Annotated in this window: 12 protein-coding genes and 1 riboswitch; of the genes, 6 read left to right on the forward strand and 6 right to left on the reverse strand. The window is 62.0% G+C overall.

Translation table 11 applies throughout. The annotated features are described in order from the left end of the window. Positions 1 to 103: 103 nt before the first annotated feature. Complete coding sequence (locus HNE05_RS05745; RefSeq protein ID WP_173204219.1) at positions 104 to 2242, reverse strand: methyl-accepting chemotaxis protein; 2139 nt, start codon at positions 2240 to 2242, stop codon at positions 104 to 106. A gap of 180 nt (positions 2243 to 2422) precedes the next feature. Between HNE05_RS05745 and HNE05_RS05750 the strand changes: the two genes are divergently transcribed. After that, complete coding sequence (locus tag HNE05_RS05750) at positions 2423 to 3244, forward strand: M48 family metallopeptidase (protein ID WP_173204221.1); 822 nt, start codon at positions 2423 to 2425, stop codon at positions 3242 to 3244. Between the two features lie 34 nt (positions 3245 to 3278). Here HNE05_RS05750 and HNE05_RS05755 read toward each other — a convergent pair whose 3' ends face one another. The 4 genes from HNE05_RS05755 to HNE05_RS05770 form a co-directional block, all read right to left on the reverse strand. Then, the gene (locus HNE05_RS05755) at positions 3279 to 3722 is read right to left on the reverse strand and encodes an ester cyclase (RefSeq protein ID WP_173204223.1); all 444 of its coding nucleotides are present in this window, start codon (positions 3720 to 3722) and stop codon (positions 3279 to 3281) included. 104 nt (positions 3723 to 3826) lie between these two features. Further along, positions 3827 to 4411, reverse strand: a complete 585-nt coding sequence (locus tag HNE05_RS05760; RefSeq protein ID WP_420826989.1) for a TMEM165/GDT1 family protein — start codon at positions 4409 to 4411, stop codon at positions 3827 to 3829. 89 nt (positions 4412 to 4500) lie between these two features. Beyond that, positions 4501 to 4615, reverse strand: a riboswitch (yybP-ykoY riboswitch). A 109-nt stretch (positions 4616 to 4724) separates the two neighbouring features. After that, a complete protein-coding gene (locus HNE05_RS05765) occupies positions 4725 to 5723 on the reverse strand; it encodes a class I SAM-dependent methyltransferase (RefSeq protein ID WP_173204225.1) in 999 nt (332 codons plus the stop codon). Between the two features lie 34 nt (positions 5724 to 5757). Continuing rightward, positions 5758 to 6726, reverse strand: a complete 969-nt coding sequence (locus tag HNE05_RS05770; RefSeq protein ID WP_173204227.1) for a 2-hydroxyacid dehydrogenase — start codon at positions 6724 to 6726, stop codon at positions 5758 to 5760. Between the two features lie 79 nt (positions 6727 to 6805). On the opposite strand from HNE05_RS05770, the gene HNE05_RS05775 reads away from it, so the two are divergent. Then, on the forward strand, positions 6806 to 7435 hold the full coding sequence (locus HNE05_RS05775; RefSeq protein WP_173204229.1) for a LysE family transporter: 630 nt from the start codon (positions 6806 to 6808) through the stop codon (positions 7433 to 7435). Positions 7436 to 7586: 151 nt separating this feature from the next. Here HNE05_RS05775 and HNE05_RS05780 read toward each other — a convergent pair whose 3' ends face one another. After that, the gene (locus HNE05_RS05780) at positions 7587 to 8762 is read right to left on the reverse strand and encodes a thiolase family protein (RefSeq protein WP_173204231.1); all 1176 of its coding nucleotides are present in this window, start codon (positions 8760 to 8762) and stop codon (positions 7587 to 7589) included. A 172-nt stretch (positions 8763 to 8934) separates the two neighbouring features. Here HNE05_RS05780 and HNE05_RS05785 point away from each other — a divergent pair, with 172 nt between their 5' ends. From HNE05_RS05785 to HNE05_RS05800, 4 genes are all read left to right on the forward strand, one after another. Continuing rightward, positions 8935 to 10617, forward strand: coding sequence for a fatty acid--CoA ligase (locus HNE05_RS05785; protein ID WP_173204233.1), 1683 nt, complete (start codon positions 8935 to 8937; stop codon positions 10615 to 10617). Positions 10618 to 10834: 217 nt separating this feature from the next. Continuing rightward, a complete protein-coding gene (locus HNE05_RS05790; protein WP_173204235.1) occupies positions 10835 to 12763 on the forward strand; it encodes a DUF1302 domain-containing protein in 1929 nt (642 codons plus the stop codon). A gap of 32 nt (positions 12764 to 12795) precedes the next feature. After that, positions 12796 to 14163: a DUF1329 domain-containing protein gene (locus tag HNE05_RS05795; protein ID WP_173204237.1), complete on the forward strand. Its 1368-nt coding sequence runs from the start codon at positions 12796 to 12798 to the stop codon at positions 14161 to 14163. A 132-nt stretch (positions 14164 to 14295) separates the two neighbouring features. After that, positions 14296 to 17034 carry a winged helix-turn-helix domain-containing protein gene (locus HNE05_RS05800; protein ID WP_240008821.1) on the forward strand — a complete coding sequence of 913 codons (2739 nt, stop codon included), beginning with the start codon at positions 14296 to 14298 and terminating at the stop codon, positions 17032 to 17034. Positions 17035 to 17075: the final 41 nt, after the last annotated feature.

Genomic DNA, 17075 nt, shown 5'->3' on the forward strand with positions numbered 1-17075 from the left:
TTGTAGGAGCGAGCTCTGCTCGCGAACCTGGCAGCGCGCAAGCTTCGCGAGCAGAGCTCGCTCCTACAAAGACTCGCGCGGCTTGGTACCGCGCTATTGCCTGCTACACCCTGAACTGATTGATCAGCCGGCGTTGCTGCTCGGCCAGCTTGGTCAGCTCGGCGCTGGCCTGGCTGGCTTCGTCGGCGCCGCCAGCCACTTCCCCTGCCACCTGACCGATATTGGTGACGTTGCGGTTGATGTCTTCGGCCACCGCGCTCTGCTCCTCGGCGGCACTGGCGATCTGCGTGTTCATGTCGTTGATCACCGACACCGCCTGGGTGATCGACTCCAGCGCCTGGGCGGCGGCGGCGGCCTGCTGCACGCTGTCGTCGGTGCGCGCCTGGCTCTGCTCCATGACGCTGACCACTTCGCGGGTGCCGTGCTGCAGCTGCTGGATCATCGACTGGATTTCTTCGGTGGCCTGCTGGGTCTTCTGCGCCAGGTTGCGCACCTCGTCGGCGACCACGGCAAAACCGCGGCCTTGTTCGCCGGCCCGTGCCGCCTCGATGGCGGCGTTGAGGGCGAGCAGGTTGGTCTGCTCGGCGATGCCGCGAATGGCGGTAAGAATGGCGTTGATGTTCTCGCTGTCCTTGGCCAGGGTCTGCACCACGCTGGTGGCGCGGCCGATCTCGGTGGCCAACGAGGCAATCGCGTTGGAGGTTTTCTGCACGATGTTCTTGCCGTCGTTGGCCGAACGGTCGGCATGGTTGGCGGCCTCGGCGGCCTGGGTGGCATTGCGCGCCACGTCCTGGGCGGTGGCGGTCATCTCGTGCACGGCGGTGGCGACCTGGTCGATCTCGGCCATTTGCCGCTGCACGCCTTCGTTGGTGCGGATGGCGATGTCGGCTGTGTGTTCGGAGGAGTCGCTGACCTTCTGCACCGAGGTGACCACGTCGCGGATCATGTTCTGCAGTTTGTTGAGGAAGGTGTTGAAGCCTTTGGCGATCTGCCCGAGTTCGTCGACCCGGTCGACCTGCAGGCGCTTGGTCAGGTCGCCATCACCCTTGGCGATATCGTCGAGCATCAGCACCATTTGCCGCAGCGGTTGGGCGATGCCGTAGCCGACGAACCAGATCACCAGCAGGCCGACACCGGCGACCAACAGGCCGACCAGGGCCATGCCGAAGGTGTCTTCCTGTGCTTGCTCGGCAAGGCCGCTCTGGAGTTTTTTCAGGTCGGCAAATACCGCGCTGGTCGGCAGCTCGATGGCCAGGGTCCAGCGAGTCGAAGTGCCTGCAACCTGAAAGGGCAGCAGCAGTTCGAACAGCTGATGTTCCTCGTCGAGGTTGCTGATCGGCTGGTCGTTGTTGCTCTGCTTGAGCCGGTCGAGCAGTTCGCTGTCGAGGGCTTTGCTGGCGGGCTGGCCGATCAGGCTGGCGTCTTTGGTAGCGGCGATCAGGGTGCCATTGGCGGCGATCAGCGCCAGTTCGCCGGCGCCGTCATACAGCTCGCCTTTGGCGGTGTTCAGCAGACCCTGAATGAAGTCCAGGGCCAGGTCATTGCCGACGACTCCCTTGAACTGGCCGTCGACCAGGATGGGCGCGTTGAACGCGGCGACCAGTACCTGTTTGCCACCGAAGTCGAATGAGGCCGGGTCGATTACACAGGGTTGCTTGGTGGCTTTCGGGCACAGGTAATACTCACCTTCACGAACCCCGGTGGGCAGTATTTTTTCGCTTTCCATCTGAGCTACGGTCAGCGGATCAAGCTTCAGATTGTTGCCGTCACGGTACCACCAAGGCATGAAACGCCCGGTTTCGTCGTAGCCGTTTTCCTTCTGTCCGGCATACAGGTCGTCATCCTGATCAAACGCATCGGGCTCCCAGCCAATATAGAGATCAATCAATTCGGGGTTTTTGCCCAGATATACACCGACCAGTGCGGAGAGCTCTTCACGGCTCAAACTGATGGCAGGTGCGCCATCCGCGCCGCCACCCATCTGGCTGTTGAGGGTGGCCAGCGATTTGGCGAGGTTCATCGGCGCTTCGAACTGGCGCTGCAGGTCGCCAACCTGGGCTTCGGCCAGGGCAACCAGGCGCTGATTGATCACTTCCTCCAGCAGAGCCTGGGTGCGTTCCTGCACCAGGCTCTGGGTACGTGATCCGGCGAACAGGGCATACAGCACCAGTGCCACGACCACAGCCAGAATGCTGGCTCCCGCCAGGGTGACGACGGAAAACTGGATCGACTTGAATTGCATGGGGACTCCACAACTGTCTGGTTGTTGCACCGGTCCCTGGTTTATCGGCCACAGAGCAATAAAGCATTAGCGGGCCATGCAACTAGCAAAGAACGCCGTGGGTCATAGTGCAAGTAGTGCGGGTTGTTCTGTCATCGCGGCCGACCTAGCATACGTGCCCTGTTTTGACGGAGGACTGCTATGAACACCCCTTTTCGCCTGGCCGGGCTAGCGCTCTGCACGCTGCTGACGGCTTGCCAGGCCGTGAATACCACCAGCGGTGGCGCCGTTGGTGTCGAGCGCAAGCAGTACATGTTCAGCATGCTGTCGACCGCCGAGGTCAACCAGATGTATGCGCAGTCCTATCAGCAGACCCTCAGCGAGGCATCGAACCAGGGTGTGTTGGATAAGCGCAGCAAGAATGCCAAGCGTGTCGATGCCATTGCCAGGCGTCTGATCGCCCAGGCCCCGGTGTTTCGTGCGGATGCGGCGCAGTGGGACTGGCAGGTCAATCTGATCGACAGCAAGGAGCTGAATGCCAACTGTGGGCCGGGCGGCAAGATCATCGTCTACAGCGGCCTGATCAAGCAGTTGCAGCTTACGGACGATGAACTCGCTGCGGTGATGGGCCATGAGATTGCCCATGCGCTGCGTGAACACAGTCGCGAGGCGATGTCCAAGGCTTATGGCATGGAAATGGCCAAACAGGGCGCGGGGGCCTTGCTGGGGCTAGGTCAGGACAGCCTGGCGCTGGCCGATGCGGCCGTGCAATACGGCATGACCTTGCCCAACAGTCGTGGTAACGAGAACGAGGCGGACATCATCGGCCTGGAGCTGGCCGCGCGCGCCGGCTACAACCCGAATGCGGCGATCAGCCTGTGGCAGAAGATGAGTCAGGCCGGCGGTGGCGCGCCACCGGAGTTCATGAGTACGCACCCATCGTCCAGCACACGTATTTCCGCGTTGCAGGCGGCCATCCCCAAGGTCATGCCGTTGTATCAGCGGGCCAGGGGCAAGCAATGAAGTAGCAGCGGCGCCCGAGGGCGCCGTTTTCATATCAGGGCAGGGCCTTTTCCGCGAACGGGCGGGTTTCTAAACCGAGCTGGGCGCGGAAGCTTTCCATGTCGAACATGGTGCAGATCTCGCGGATATCGCCGGCCGGGGTAAAGGTCCAGAAGGCCATGGCGGAGATGCTCATGACCTTGTCGCTCGGCGGGTAACCCAGGGCTGGTTTCTCGATGGTGCCGATCAGGGTGCTCCAGGTGACGACCTTGTAGCCCTCGGCGATGCAGTCCTCGATCACCACTTCCAGATCCGGCATGGCATGGCGGATGTCCTGCACCATCTGCACGTAGCCGCTGCTGCTCAGCGGCTTGCCCATGAACGAACTCTTGTAGAGAAAGTCTTGGCTGTGCAGTTGTTCGGCCAGGGCCAGGCGGCCCTTGTTCCAAGACAGGTCGATATGCTGGCGAACGCGTTTCTTCATCTCTTCCAATGACATCTACTGCTCCTTGCCTGAGTTGGTAACTGCGCAACTTGCTGCACAGATTACCAGTCTGGCGGATGCCGTCATCAACTCTGCAAAAAGCACGGGTGCGCCGTTGTTCAGGCGCCGCTGCCCAGGCCCAGCGCTTGAGCGGCTGCGTAAAGGGCCAGGGCGGCAAACGCCAGGGCGGCGAGGCGACGAATGAGCGTCAACGGCAGACGATCGGCGGCAAAGTTGCCGGCCAGCACGACCGGCACATTGGCCAGCAGCATGCCCAAGGTGGTGCCGATGACCACCAGGATGAAGTCCGGGTATTGCGCGGCCAGCATCACGGTGGCGATCTGCGTCTTGTCGCCCATCTCGGCGAGGAAGAAGGCCACCAGTGTGGTGAGGAAGGGGCCATAGCGCTTGAGGCTGGAGGCTTCGTCATCGTCGAGCTTGTCCGGAATCAGCGTCCACAAGGCCACGGCGGCAAAGCAGGCGGCCAGAATCCAGCTCAGGGTGGTGGTCGAGAAGAAGCTGGCGACCCAGTTGCCGATGGCGCCTGCGGCGGCATGATTGGCCAGGGTGGCGACGACAATGCCCCAGATGATCGGCCAGGGTTTGCGAAAGCGCGCGGCCAGCAGCAAGGCGAGCAGTTGCGTCTTGTCACCGATTTCAGCGAGGGCAACGATGGCGGTAGGGACGAACAGGGATTCCAACATCAGGCGGTTCCTAAGGGGCGGGTTTGACTGTGCTATGACACGTACGACCTCCCCGCCCCGGGTAAGGTGTGCGTGTCATAGGTCTTGTCAAACCCCGGCCGGTGAAGGCCTTGGGTCGCATGCGCCATGCTCTGCGGAGCAAGTGTGTTGACGCATGCCGGGTGAGCGGGCGCTCACGGGAGACTACTCCCCTAGGACGGGCGGCATTTTGCCCAACTCGGCCGGGTAGGGCAACCCGCAAAGGCGACCGGTCATCAGTAGGGCGGGTGAAACCCGCGTCAGCAGCACCGCGGGTTGCACCCGCCCTACGCGGTCAGCGACGGATAGCGCGGTAGATGCGAAAACCTTCGGCGTCCTTGAGCGTCTGGCAGCTGCCCAGGTGCTGCTCGATCAGCGGTGGGTACTTGAGGAAGCTGTTGGCCACCAGGCGCAACTCGCCGCCGCGCACTAGGTGGCTGGCCGCCTGGCGCAACAGGTGTTCGCTGGCCTGGTAGTTGGTGTGCACGCCCTGGTGGAAGGGCGGGTTGCTGAGGATGGCGGCCAGTTCCTGGGGCGCCGCATCGATGCCATCGCCGGCAATCACCGTCCCCTCCAGGCCATTGGCGGCCAGGGTCAGGCGGCTGCTTTCGACGGCAAAGGCATCCACATCCAGCAGGCTGACCTGGTTCTGCGGGTAGCGGCGCTTGAGCACCGCGCCGAGTACGCCGGCGCCGCAGCCGAAGTCGAGCAGGTGGCCGCTCGGTAGGCCATCCAGCTGCTCCAGCAGCAGCGCGCTACCGCGATCCAGGCGCCCGTGGCTGAACACCCCGGGCAGGCTGAGCACCTGCAGCGGGCCGTCGCTCAGCTCCAGCTCATAGCGTTGCGCCAGGCTGTGTAACTCAGGAGCAGCGGGGGCTTGCGTGACGCTGACCTGCCACAGCTGGCAGTGGCGGGCACTGTCCAGCTTGCGCGGCTTGCCGTAGGCAGCCAGCTGCTTGGCGGCGCGCTCGATGCCGCCGCGTTTCTCGCCGACCAGAAACAGTTCGCGTCCGCCCAGGCGGGCGGCCAGGGCCTGCAGCAGGTAATCGGTGAGTTCGCGTGATTTGGGCAGGAACAGCACGGCGCTGTCGAAACTGCGCTGCGGTGCACCAGTGCCGAACTGGCTGCGCCCGGCGAAGCGTGCGTCCAGTACCTGCTGCTCGCCGGCATGCCAGCTCCAGCCATGGGCGTGCGGCAACTGGCCGAGCAGATCATCGGCGGGCAGCCCGGCGAGCAGCAGGTCGCCCTGGAAGAGTTCTGCCTGGCGCAGGAGTACTTCGCTGCGTGGGTCCATTCCTGTTCTCCGGCCGCTGAAAAAGGCGCGTAGTTTACCCGCTGACTACTCGCTTGGGCGCGCCGGAAAAGAACGCCGTGGCGTTCTCGGCCAGTTGCCCGACGATGCGCTGGCGCGCCTCGCGGCTGCCCCAGGCATTGTGCGGGGTGATGATCAGGCGCGGGATATCTGGCGCCAGTAGCGGATTGCCATGGCGCGGCGGCTCCTCGCTGAGCACATCGAAGGCTGCACCGCCCAGATGGCCGGCGCGCAGGGCGTCGGCCAGCGCCTGTTCGTCGACCAGGCCGCCACGGGCGGTGTTGATCAGCAGCGCTTGGGGTTTCATCAGGGCCAGCTCGGTGGCGCCGATCAGGTGGCGCGTGTCTTCGGTCAGCGGGCAGTGCAGGCTCAGCGCATCGACCTGCGGCAACAGCTCGTGCAGCGGTAGGCGGTCGGCGCGTGGCGGCCGGCCGGGTAGGGCGCCGAGCAGTACGCGCATGCCGAAGGCCTCGGCTAGGCGCGCCACTGCGCCACCCAGTTCGCCGTGGCCGAGCAGGCCGAGGGTCTTGCCTTCCAGCTCGATGATCGGGAAGTCCAGCAGGCAGAACTGGCTGGCGCGCTGCCAGGCGCCGTTGCGGATGGCGCGCTGGTAGTCCGGCAGGCGGGTGGCCAGGGCGAGCAGCAGCATCAGGCAGTGCTGCGCTACCGAGGGCGTGCCGTAGCCCTGGCAGTTGGCAACCACGATGCCCCGTTCGCGGGCTGCCGCCAGGTCGATATTGTTGGTGCCGGTAGCGGACACCAGGATCAGTTTGAGTTCGGGGCAGGCGGCCAGGGTGGCGGCATCCAGCGGCACCTTGTTGCTGATCGCCACTTGGGCGCCTTGCAGGCGTTCGGCCACCTGCTCAGGTGCGCTGCTGGCATGCAGTGTCAGCTCGGCGAAACCCTGGCGCAGTGGCGTCATGTCCAGATCGCCGAGATCGAGGGAGGCGTGGTCAAGGAAGACCGCGCGGATGCTGTTATTCATCAACTGTGCCTGTCGTCAGCAAGGGGGCTGGCGTAAGGTTGCCAGCCTGGACGGATGTTTCCCACTATTTGGAGGTTGTATGTACTGGGCTGAGTTCCTCACTGTGGCGCTGATCCACCTGCTGGCCGTGGCCAGCCCGGGGCCGGATTTTGCCATCGTGGTGCGCGAGAGCGTGGCCCATGGCCGCCGTGCCGGCACCTGGACCGCTGTGGGTGTCGGCACCGGCATCTTCGTGCATGTCGCCTATTCGCTGCTGGGTATCGGGCTGATCGTGTCGCAGTCGATCGTGCTGTTCAACGCGCTGAAGTGGCTGGCGGCGGCCTACCTGTTCTATATCGGCATCAAGGCCTTGCGCGCTCGCCCGGCGCCGGCGGGTGCCCTGGAGGTACAGACTGATGGGCTGGCGCGCTCGGCACGCAGCGCGTTCATGACCGGCTTCGTCACCAATGGCCTGAATCCCAAGGCCACGCTGTTCTTCCTGTCGCTGTTTACCGTGGTGATCAATCCGCATACCCCGCTCACCGTGCAGGCGGGTTATGGGGTCTACCTGGCCTTTGCTACTGGCTTATGGTTCTGTCTGGTCGCGCTGTTGTTCAGTCAGGCGCGGGTGCGTGCAGGTTTCGCGCGGATGGGTCACTGGTTCGACCGGATGATGGGCGCCGTGCTGGTTGGTCTGGGCATTAAGCTGGCCTTTACCGAGCTGCGCTGAGCGGTGCCGTTGTAGGAGCGAGCTCTGCTCGCGAAGCGCTTTACGGGCCTGATTCGCGAGCAGAGCTCGCTCCTACAAGTGCTGTGTACCTTCTCAAGCCATATGTCATAAAAAAGCCCCGCCTAGGCGGGGCTTTTCGTTGGCGCACTAGTTACAGCAGTTCGATGGCCACTGCAGTGGCTTCGCCGCCGCCGATGCACAGCGAGGCCACGCCGCGCTTGCCGCCTTTCTTCTGCAGGGCGTTGATCAGGGTGACGATCAGGCGCGAGCCAGTCGAGCCGACCGGGTGGCCCTGGGCGCAGGCACCGCCGTAGACGTTGACCTTGGCGTGATCCAGGCCGTGCTCGCGCATCGCCAGCATGGTAACCATGGCGAAGGCTTCGTTGATCTCGTAGAGATCGACGTCGGCCTTGCTCCAGCCGGACTTCTTGAACAGGTTGCTCATGGCGCCGATCGGCGCGATGGTGAACTCGCTCGGGTCCTGGCTCTGGGTGGCGTGAGCGACGATCTTCGCCAGCGGCTTGAGGCCGCGTTTGGCCGCTTCCTCAGCGGTCATCAGCACCAGGGCGCTGGCACCGTCGGAGATCGAGCTGGCGTTGGCGGCGGTGATGGTGCCGTCCTTCTTGAACGCCGGCTTGAGGCCGGGGATCTTCTCCAAGTTGGCGTTGAGCGGCTGCTCGTCGTCCTTGACCAGCACTTCGCCCTTGCGGCTGGTGACGGTGACCGGGACGATTTCGCTGGCCAGCGAGCCGTCGGCGATGGCGGCCTGGGCGCGCTTTAGCGACTCGATGGCGTAGGCGTCCATCTCTTCACGGCTGATGCCGTACTTGTTGGCGGTTTCCTGGGCGAAGGAGCCCATCAGGCGGCCGGTGCGGGCATCTTCCAGGCCGTCGAGGAACATGTGGTCCTTGATCTCGCCATGGCCCATGCGCAGGCCGGTGCGGGCCTTCTCGAGGATGTAGGGGGCATTGGACATGCTTTCCATGCCACCTGCGACCATGATCTGGTTGCTGCCGGCCTTGAGCGCGTCGAAGGCCTGCATCACGGCTTTCATACCAGAGCCGCACAGCTTGTTGATAGTGGTGCAGCCGGTGGCGGCAGGCAGGCCGGCACCCAGCGAGGCCTGGCGGGCCGGGCCCTGCTTGAGGCCAGCGGGCAGCACGCAGCCCATGATCACTTCCTGCACGTCGGCGGGCTGGATGCCCGCACGGGCCACGGCTTCGCGGATGGCGATGGCGCCCAACTCCACGGCGGGCACACCGGACAGGCTGCCCTGAAAGCCACCCATGGGGGTGCGGGCGCCGCTGACGATGACGATATCGGACATCGGTATTACCTCTTGTTGGAAAACCTAATACCACTTACTCGAGACGATTCTACTCCGTGACTAAAAGTGGCCAAAGAGTCATGGGGAAAATCATTCTTTGGGCTGATTTAGCACGGGTTGCGCCCCTCTAGATTGGGCGCCATAGAACAACTCCAAGAAATCAGGTGCCGACATGCTGCAGACCAAGATCATCCCGCCAACCGAAAGTGCTAACCAGGCGCCGCTGCTGATCAAGCGTCTGCTGCTCTCCGGCGTCCGCTATGAAAAGACCCGCGAGATCGTCTATCGCGATCTGGTGCGCTACAACTACGCCACCTTCAATGAGCGTGTGGCGCGCCTGGCCAATGCGCTAAGCGACGCCGGGGTCAAGGCTGGCGATACCGTGGCGGTGATGGACTGGGACAGCCACCGCTACCTGGAGTGCATGTTTGCCATTCCGATGATCGGCGCGGTGCTGCATACCATCAACATCCGTCTGTCTGCCGATCAGATCCTCTACACCATGAACCATGCCGAGGATAAGTTCGTCCTGGTCAACAGCGAGTTCGTGCCGCTCTACAAGGGCATAGAAAGCCAGCTGACCACCGTGGCCAAGACCATTCTGCTGACAGATGCGCCGGAAAAAACCGCAGACATCGCCAATCTGGTGGGCGAGTACGAGAACCTACTGGCCGCTGCCAGCACGAAATATGACTTCCCGGATTTCGACGAAAACTCGGTGGCCACCACCTTCTACACCACCGGTACCACGGGGAATCCCAAGGGCGTGTACTTCACCCATCGCCAACTGGTGCTGCACACCCTGGCCGAGGCCAGTGTGTTGGGCAGTCTGGATAGCGTGCGCCTGCTCGGTACCAGTGATGTGTACATGCCGATCACACCGATGTTCCACGTGCATGCCTGGGGCATTCCTTACGTGGCTACCATGCTGGGCGTCAAACAGGTTTATCCCGGTCGCTACGAGCCGGACATGCTGTGCCGGCTGATTCGCGAGGAGAAGGTGACCTTCTCACATTGCGTGCCGACCATCCTGCAGATGATGCTCAATGCACCCAGCGCTCAGGGCTATGACTTCGGTGGGCTGAAGGTGATCATCGGCGGCAGCGCGCTGAATCGCGCCCTCTACGAAGCAGCCAAGGCGCGCGGCATTCAGCTTACGGCTGCCTACGGCATGTCCGAGACCTGCCCGCTGATTTCCTGTGGCCATATCAATGACGAGTTGTTCGCGGGCAGCGAAAGCGAGCGCATCAGCTATCGGATCAAGGCGGGTGTCCCGGTGCCGCTGGTGGAAGCGGCCATCATGGCTGCGGACGGGAGTCTGCTGCCGGCCGATGGCGAGACTCAGGGGGAGCTGGTGCTGCGTGCGCCCTGGCTGACCATGGGCTACTTCAACGAGCCACAGAAAAGTGCTGAGCTGTGGGAGCACGGCTGGCTGCATACCGGCGATGTGGCGACCCTGGATGACTTCGGTTTCATCGATATTCGCGATCGCATCAAGGATGTGATCAAGACCGGTGGAGAATGGCTGTCTTCGCTGGAGCTGGAGGATCTGATCAGTCGCCATCCTGCCGTGCGTGAAGTGGCAGTTGTGGGGATTGCCGACCCGCAGTGGGGGGAGCGTCCATTTGCGTTGCTGGTCGTTCGCGAGGGTCAAACCCTCGATGCGCGGGGGTTGAAGGAGCATCTCAAACCCTTCGTCGAGCAGGGCAGCATCAACAAGTGGGCGATACCCAGTCAGATCGCACTTGTTACCGATATTCCCAAGACCAGCGTGGGTAAGCTGGATAAGAAACGCATTCGCTTGGATATCGCCCAGTGGCAGGCTGCGGGGAGTGCATTCCTGTCTACGCTGTAGGCGCCTTGTCACGCCAATCGCGGCCTTTTGTCGAGAACCGAGCAAACGCTTGGCTTGTAAATTGCTGTCAATGGCGTGCTTTGAGCTCGTATGAGTTTCGTGACTCAGCGGTCTAGAGGGGTTGGGCTCGGAAATCACACTTTCGGGGGATCAAGCTCAAGAGGCCACTGGCTATAGTCCGCACCATCCATAACAAAAAACACATGGAGTAGCGTCGATGACAACAACTAAACCGTTCTGGCGTCTGGCCAAACTGCCTCTGGCAGTCAGCCTCGCCTCAACCCTGGCTGCCCCGGCATTCGGCGTCACCTTCAATATCGGTGAGATCGAGGGTCAGCTCGACTCCTCTCTCTCCGTGGGTGCCAGCTGGTCCACAAAAAGTGCCGATCCTGATCTGATCGGTGTCAACAACGGCGGCCAAGGCCTGTCGCAGACCACCGACGACGGTCGCCTGAACTTCAAGAAGGGCGAAACCTTCTCGAAGATCTTCAAGGGCATCCATGACCTCGAGCTGAAGTACGGCGACACCGGCGTGTTCGTCCGTGGCAAGTACTGGTACGACTTCGAACTGAAGGACGAGAGCCGTCTGTTCAAGGATATCGACGACAGCAACCGTAAAGAGGGTGCCCAGGCATCCGGTGCGGAAATCCTCGACGCCTTCGTCTACCACAACTACTCCATCGCCGAGCAGCCGGGCTCCGTGCGTCTGGGCAAGCAGGTGGTGAGCTGGGGTGAAAGTACTTTCATCCAGAACAGTATCAATGCCATCAACCCGGTCGACGTTTCCGCATTCCGTCGTCCTGGTGCCGAGATCAAGGAAGGCCTGATCCCGGTCAACATGTTCTACGTGTCGCAAAGCCTGACCGACAACCTGTCGATGGAAGCTTTCTATCAGCTGGAGTGGGATCAGACCGTAGTCGACAACTGCGGCACCTTCTTCTCCCAGGTGGACGTGGCGGCAGATGGTTGCGATGACAATCTGCGTCTGTTGACTAATAACCAGGCACGACTCGCCGCACTTGGTGGCATTCTGGCTGCCAATGGTATCGATCCGTTGGACTCAAACGTTGAGGGCAATCTTGTTCGCCGCAGTGACGATAAAGATGCTCGTGATGATGGTCAGTGGGGGCTTGCATTCCGTTACTTCTACGAGCCTCTGGACACCGAGTTCGGCGCCTACGCCATGAACTACCACAGTCGCGCACCGATTCTTAGCGGCGTGGCGCCTGATCAAGCAACATACGATGCCGCAGGTCAGATTTTAGGTAATCCTGGGTTAAATGCTGTGGGATTGGCTGGGCCGGCAGCCGCTCTTGCGATTGCAGGTAACTCTAGTTATTTCATGGAATACCCTGAGGATATTCGCCTTTATGGTTTGAGTTTCTCTACCACTCTGCCTACAGGTACTGCCTGGAGCGGGGAAGTCAGTTATCGCCCCAATGCTCCAGTGGCGCTCAACACTACTGACGTCCTGTACTCAGCAGTTCGCCCGATTGAGAGTTCGGACCCTGCGTTCGGTAACCCCTTCGCGGATGCATCTGTACTTCCCGGTAGCCCCGGTGCTATTCAGCACGGCTACAAACGTAAAGAAGTGACCCAGATTCAAACCACCTTCACCCACTTCGTGGATCAGGTGATGGGCGCCAGCCGTCTGACTCTGGTGGGCGAAATTGGGGCGACCTTTGTGGGTGGTCTGGAGCACTCCAGTGACGTGCGCTATGGCCGTGATCCGATCTTCGGCCCAGGTGAGCTGCCGAATGGCACATGCGAAGCACTGAACAATGTCACCGTTGCTGGTGCCGAAGGCAATGCTGATTTCAGCAACGCCACTAAAGACTGCAACGATGACGGCTTCACCACTCACAGCTCCTGGGGCTACCGCACTCGCGCCATCTGGGATTACCCGGACGTGTTTGCTGGTGTGAACCTGCGCCCGAGCGTGGCTTGGTCGCATGACGTCGACGGTTACTCGCCGGGTCCAGGTGCCAACTTCGAAGAAGGTCGCAAGGGCATAAGTCTGGCCGTGGAAGCCGAGTACCAGAACACCTACACGGCCAACCTGTCCTACACCGACTTCTTCGGTGGCGACTACAACACCCAGATTGACCGTGACTTCGTTGCGCTGAGCTTCGGTGCCAGCTTCTAAGCGACCAGGATCCTTTGAGGAAAGACATGCAAATGAAAACAACAAAATACCTGCTGCAATCCGGTGCTCTGGCTCTGTCCCTGATGGCTACCAGTGTGATGGCTGCAGTTTCTGCCGATGAAGTAGCCAAACTGGGCACCAGCCTGACTCCGCTGGGGGCGGAGAAGGCCGGTAACGCCGATGGCTCTATTCCCGAGTGGACCGGCGGCCTGCCGAAATCTGCCGGTACCGTTGATGAGCGCGGCTTCCTGTCCAACCCGTTTGCCAGTGAGCAGCCGCTGTTCACCATCACTGCGCAGAACCTGGATCAGTACAAGGACAAACTGACCCCGGGTCAGGTCGCGATGTTCAAGCGCTATCCGGACAGCTACAAGATCCCGGTTTACAAGACCCATCGTTCCGCCACTGTTCCGCAGAACGTGCAGGAAGATGCCAAGTTCAACGCCGCCAACACCAAGCTGGTCGAAGGTGGTAACGGCCTGGAGAACTTCAAGTCCGCTTACCCCTTCCCGATGCCGCAGAACGGCCTGGAAGCGATCTGGAACCAGATCACCCGTTACCGCGGTGGCAGCGTGCGTCGTCTGGTCACCCAGGCCACTCCGCAGCCGAACGGCTCCTACAGCCTGGTGTACTTCCAGGACGAGTTCAGCTTCCCGACCAGTCTGACCGACTATGACCCGAGCAAGCCGAGCAACATCCTGTTCTACTTCAAGCAGCGTGTAACCGCTCCTTCGCGTCTGGCTGGTAACGTGCTGCTGGTGCACGAAACCCTCAACCAGGTGAAAGAGCCGCGTCTGGCCTGGCTGTACAACGCCGGTCAGCGCCGCGTACGTCGTGCCCCGCAGGTTTCCTACGACGGGCCAGGTACTGCTGCCGACGGCCTGCGTACTTCCGACAACTTCGACATGTACAACGGTGCACCTGACCGTTATGACTGGAAGCTGAACGGCAAGAAGGAAATCTATATCCCGTACAACACCTACGCGCTGGATTCGCCGAAGGTCAAGTACGCCGATATCGTCAAGGCAGGTCACATCAATCAGGAACTGAGCCGTTACGAGTTGCACCGTGTGTGGCACGTGACCGGTACCCTGAAGGCGGGCGAGCGTCACATCTATGCCAAGCGTGATGTGTACATCGATGAAGATACCTGGCAGGCCGCGGTAATCGACCACTACGACGGTCGTGGTGCTCTGTGGCGTGTGGCTGAGGCCCATGCTCAGTACTACTACGACAAAGAAGTACCGTGGTACACCGTGGAAACCCTGTACGACATCATCTCCGGTCGTTACCTGGCCCTGGGTATGAAGAACGAGGAAAAACAATCCTACGACTTCAACTACAAGGCTGGCACCAGCGATTACACCCCGGCAGCCCTGCGTCAGGCTGGCGTGCGTTAATTCGCTACCCGCAACAAGAAAAGCCGGCCTAGTGCCGGCTTTTTTCTTTCCGGGGACGAAGCGGACTTCAAATACGGGGAGCAAGGGGATAGGCTGCGCTCATTTAACCGCCGATGAGCCGCAATCTGCCCAGTGACTGACCTGTCCCGCTCGCCCAGCATCGCCTGTTTGCCTGTCAATCCTGGGGAAGGGCGTTTCTTTCGCCCGCCGTTGCCAGACGGGTACGTTCTGCGTCCACGTTTGTGTGAGCGGCTTGCCGAGGGTATGGCGGGGCGTTTGTTGCTGGTCTGTGCGCCGGCAGGCTTTGGTAAGAGCTCTCTGGCCATCGAGTTTTGCGAGCGCTTGCCGGAACAGTGGCAGAGCCTCTGGCTTGGCCTGAGTCGGCGCGACAGCGATCCCGGGCGTTTCCTGGAGCGTCTACTGGATGGCTTGCGCCAGTCGTTCCCGACCATCGGCGAGGAAGCGCTGGGCCTGTTGAAGATGCGCCAGAGGCATCAGCCGTTTGCCTTCGAAGAGCTGCTGGATGGGCTGCTCGATGAGTTGGGGCAACGCCTGGATCCTGCGGCCCCCCTCTTGCTGGTTCTGGACGATTACCACCTGGCCCAGGGCGCGGTGCTGGATCGTTGCCTGCAGTTTTTCCTCAATCACTTGCCGGCCGGAATGCTGCTGCTGGTTACCAGCCGCCAGCGTCCGGATTGGCACCTGGCACGCCTGCGCCTGTCACGGCTGCTGCTCGAGTTGCAGGAGCAGGATCTGCGTCTGACCACGGAGGAGACCCAAGAGCTGCTGGCCAGCCAAGGGGCAAGTCTCGATGGTGAGGCCTTGCACAATCTCTTGCAGCGCAGCGAGGGTTGGGTGGCTGGGCTGCGCCTGTGGCTGCTGACGGCGGATGAAGCGGGTGGCGACGAGTCGGTGCGGGACCTGCACGGCGCCCAGGGCCTGATCCGCGACTACTTGCTTGAAGAAGTGATTGAGCGCCAGCCCGCCGAGGTGCAGAGCTTCCTTTACGATACGGCGTGCCTGGAGCGTTTCTGCGTCGAGCTGTGCGATGCGGTGCGTGAGAGTCATGACAGTGCGGCGATCCTGCAACACTTGCAGGCCAACCAGATATTTCTGGTACCGCTTGATGAGCATGGGCGCTGGTTCCGTTATCACCACCTGTTTTCCGACTTGCTGCGCGCCAGTCCGGCTCTCGGTCTGTCGCTGCCGCTATCGAGCCTGCACCTGCGCGCCTGCCGCTGGTTCAGTGGGCAAGGCGTCCTCGATGAGGCGGTGGAGCAGGCCTTGCGCGCCGGTCAACCGGATGTGGCAGCCAGTCTGGTGCAGAACTTCTCCGAAGAGCATCTGCTGGCCGAGCAAAATGTGGCCATGCTGCTGCGCTGGAAGATGGACTTGCCCGATAGCCTGCTGAGCAGCACGCCGCGCCTGATCGTGTTGTACAGCTGGGCTCTGGCCTTGGCCTGTCAGCTGGATGCGGCGGAAGACCTGGTCAGCCAGCTTGCGCGTTTCCTGCCCGCCCCCACGGCGGTGGAGCAACAATCGCTGCTGGCCCAATGGCTGGCCGTAAGTGGCGTGATTGCCCGTGGTCGTGGTGATAGCACACGGGCCGAGGAATATTGCACGGCGGCCTTGGCGACCTTGCCGATACAGCGCTTCGGGCCGCGGCTTTTGTGCCTGTCGACCCTGGCAAATCTGGCGGTGGTCAGCGGTGATCTGTGGCGCGCCCGCGGTCTCAATCGGGAGGCCCTGGAATTGGCCCAGCGCCAGGGTAACCCGTTGTTCGAAGCCTTCTGTCACTACGATCGTGGCCGGGTACTCCAGGCGCGTGGCGAAGTGACTCGTGCGCTCGAAGAGGTGCGTCACGGTCTGCAATGCCTGCGCGAGCTACCCGCGCAGCGCTTGTATGCCGTGCGGGCGCGGCTGACCTTGTATGAAGGCTTCATGCTGGCATTGCGTCTGCAACCCGAAGAGGCGAAGAGTCGCTTGCTGGCCGGCGTGGCCGAAGCCCGTGGTTGTCGGGACATCAGCCTGTTGATCGGCTATTGCATCCTGGCCAGCCAGGAAGGGCGCTCGGGGCGTTTCGCCGAGGCCTTTGCCTATCTCGCCGAGGCCGAGCGGCTGATGCATATCTGGGATGTTCCGCCGGTTTACTACCTGGCGATGATCACCCTTAGCAAGTGTGAGTTGTGGCTGACCCAGGGGCAGGTCGAGTTGGCCAATGCCTGGTTGATGCGTCTGGCGGATACCTACAGCGGCGAGCAGGCTGCGACGGCGCCGGAGTTTCATCCACAGCTGTCCCTGCACATCGAAATCCACCGTGCTGCGCTGGAGCGTCGTCAGGGCCAGGTGGAGGCTGCCGAGCGTCGGCTGCGGGCTCTGGTCATAAGAGCGCAGAGCTGCGGCGGGCAGTTGCTCGGCACGTTTGCCCATGTCCAGTTGACCCTGCTGTTGTGCTCCACCGGCCGCGAGCGGGAAGCCCAGCAGCAGTTGCTGAGTTGCCTGGAGGCTGCTGCCGGTGGCTGCCTGTTACCCTTTCACGAATTGCTAGCCCATCAGCCGGGGTGGCTGCGCGAGCAGTTGCAGACGGCGCCGCATACCGCCCTGACCGAGGCCTTGCAGCTGCATTTGCCGGAAAGTGCGGAGGTGGGGCAGAGCTTCGCTTCTCTGGGCGTGGCAGAGAGCCTGAGTACTCGCGAGCTGGCGGTTCTGCGCCTGATTGCGCTGGGCTGCTCGAATCAGGAAATCAGCGAGCGTCTGTTCATCTCGCTGCATACCGTGAAGACCCATGCCCGCCACATCAACAGCAAGCTGGGGGTGGAGCGGCGCACCCAGGCCGTGGCGCGAGCCAAGAGCCTGGGGCTGCTGCGTTAGGGACTGTTTCCGTTTCGTGCGGGCTCGCAAACGAAGCGGGA

The organism is Pseudomonas campi, assembly GCF_013200955.2.
GTDB classification, from domain to species: Bacteria; Pseudomonadota; Gammaproteobacteria; order Pseudomonadales; family Pseudomonadaceae; genus Aquipseudomonas; species Aquipseudomonas campi.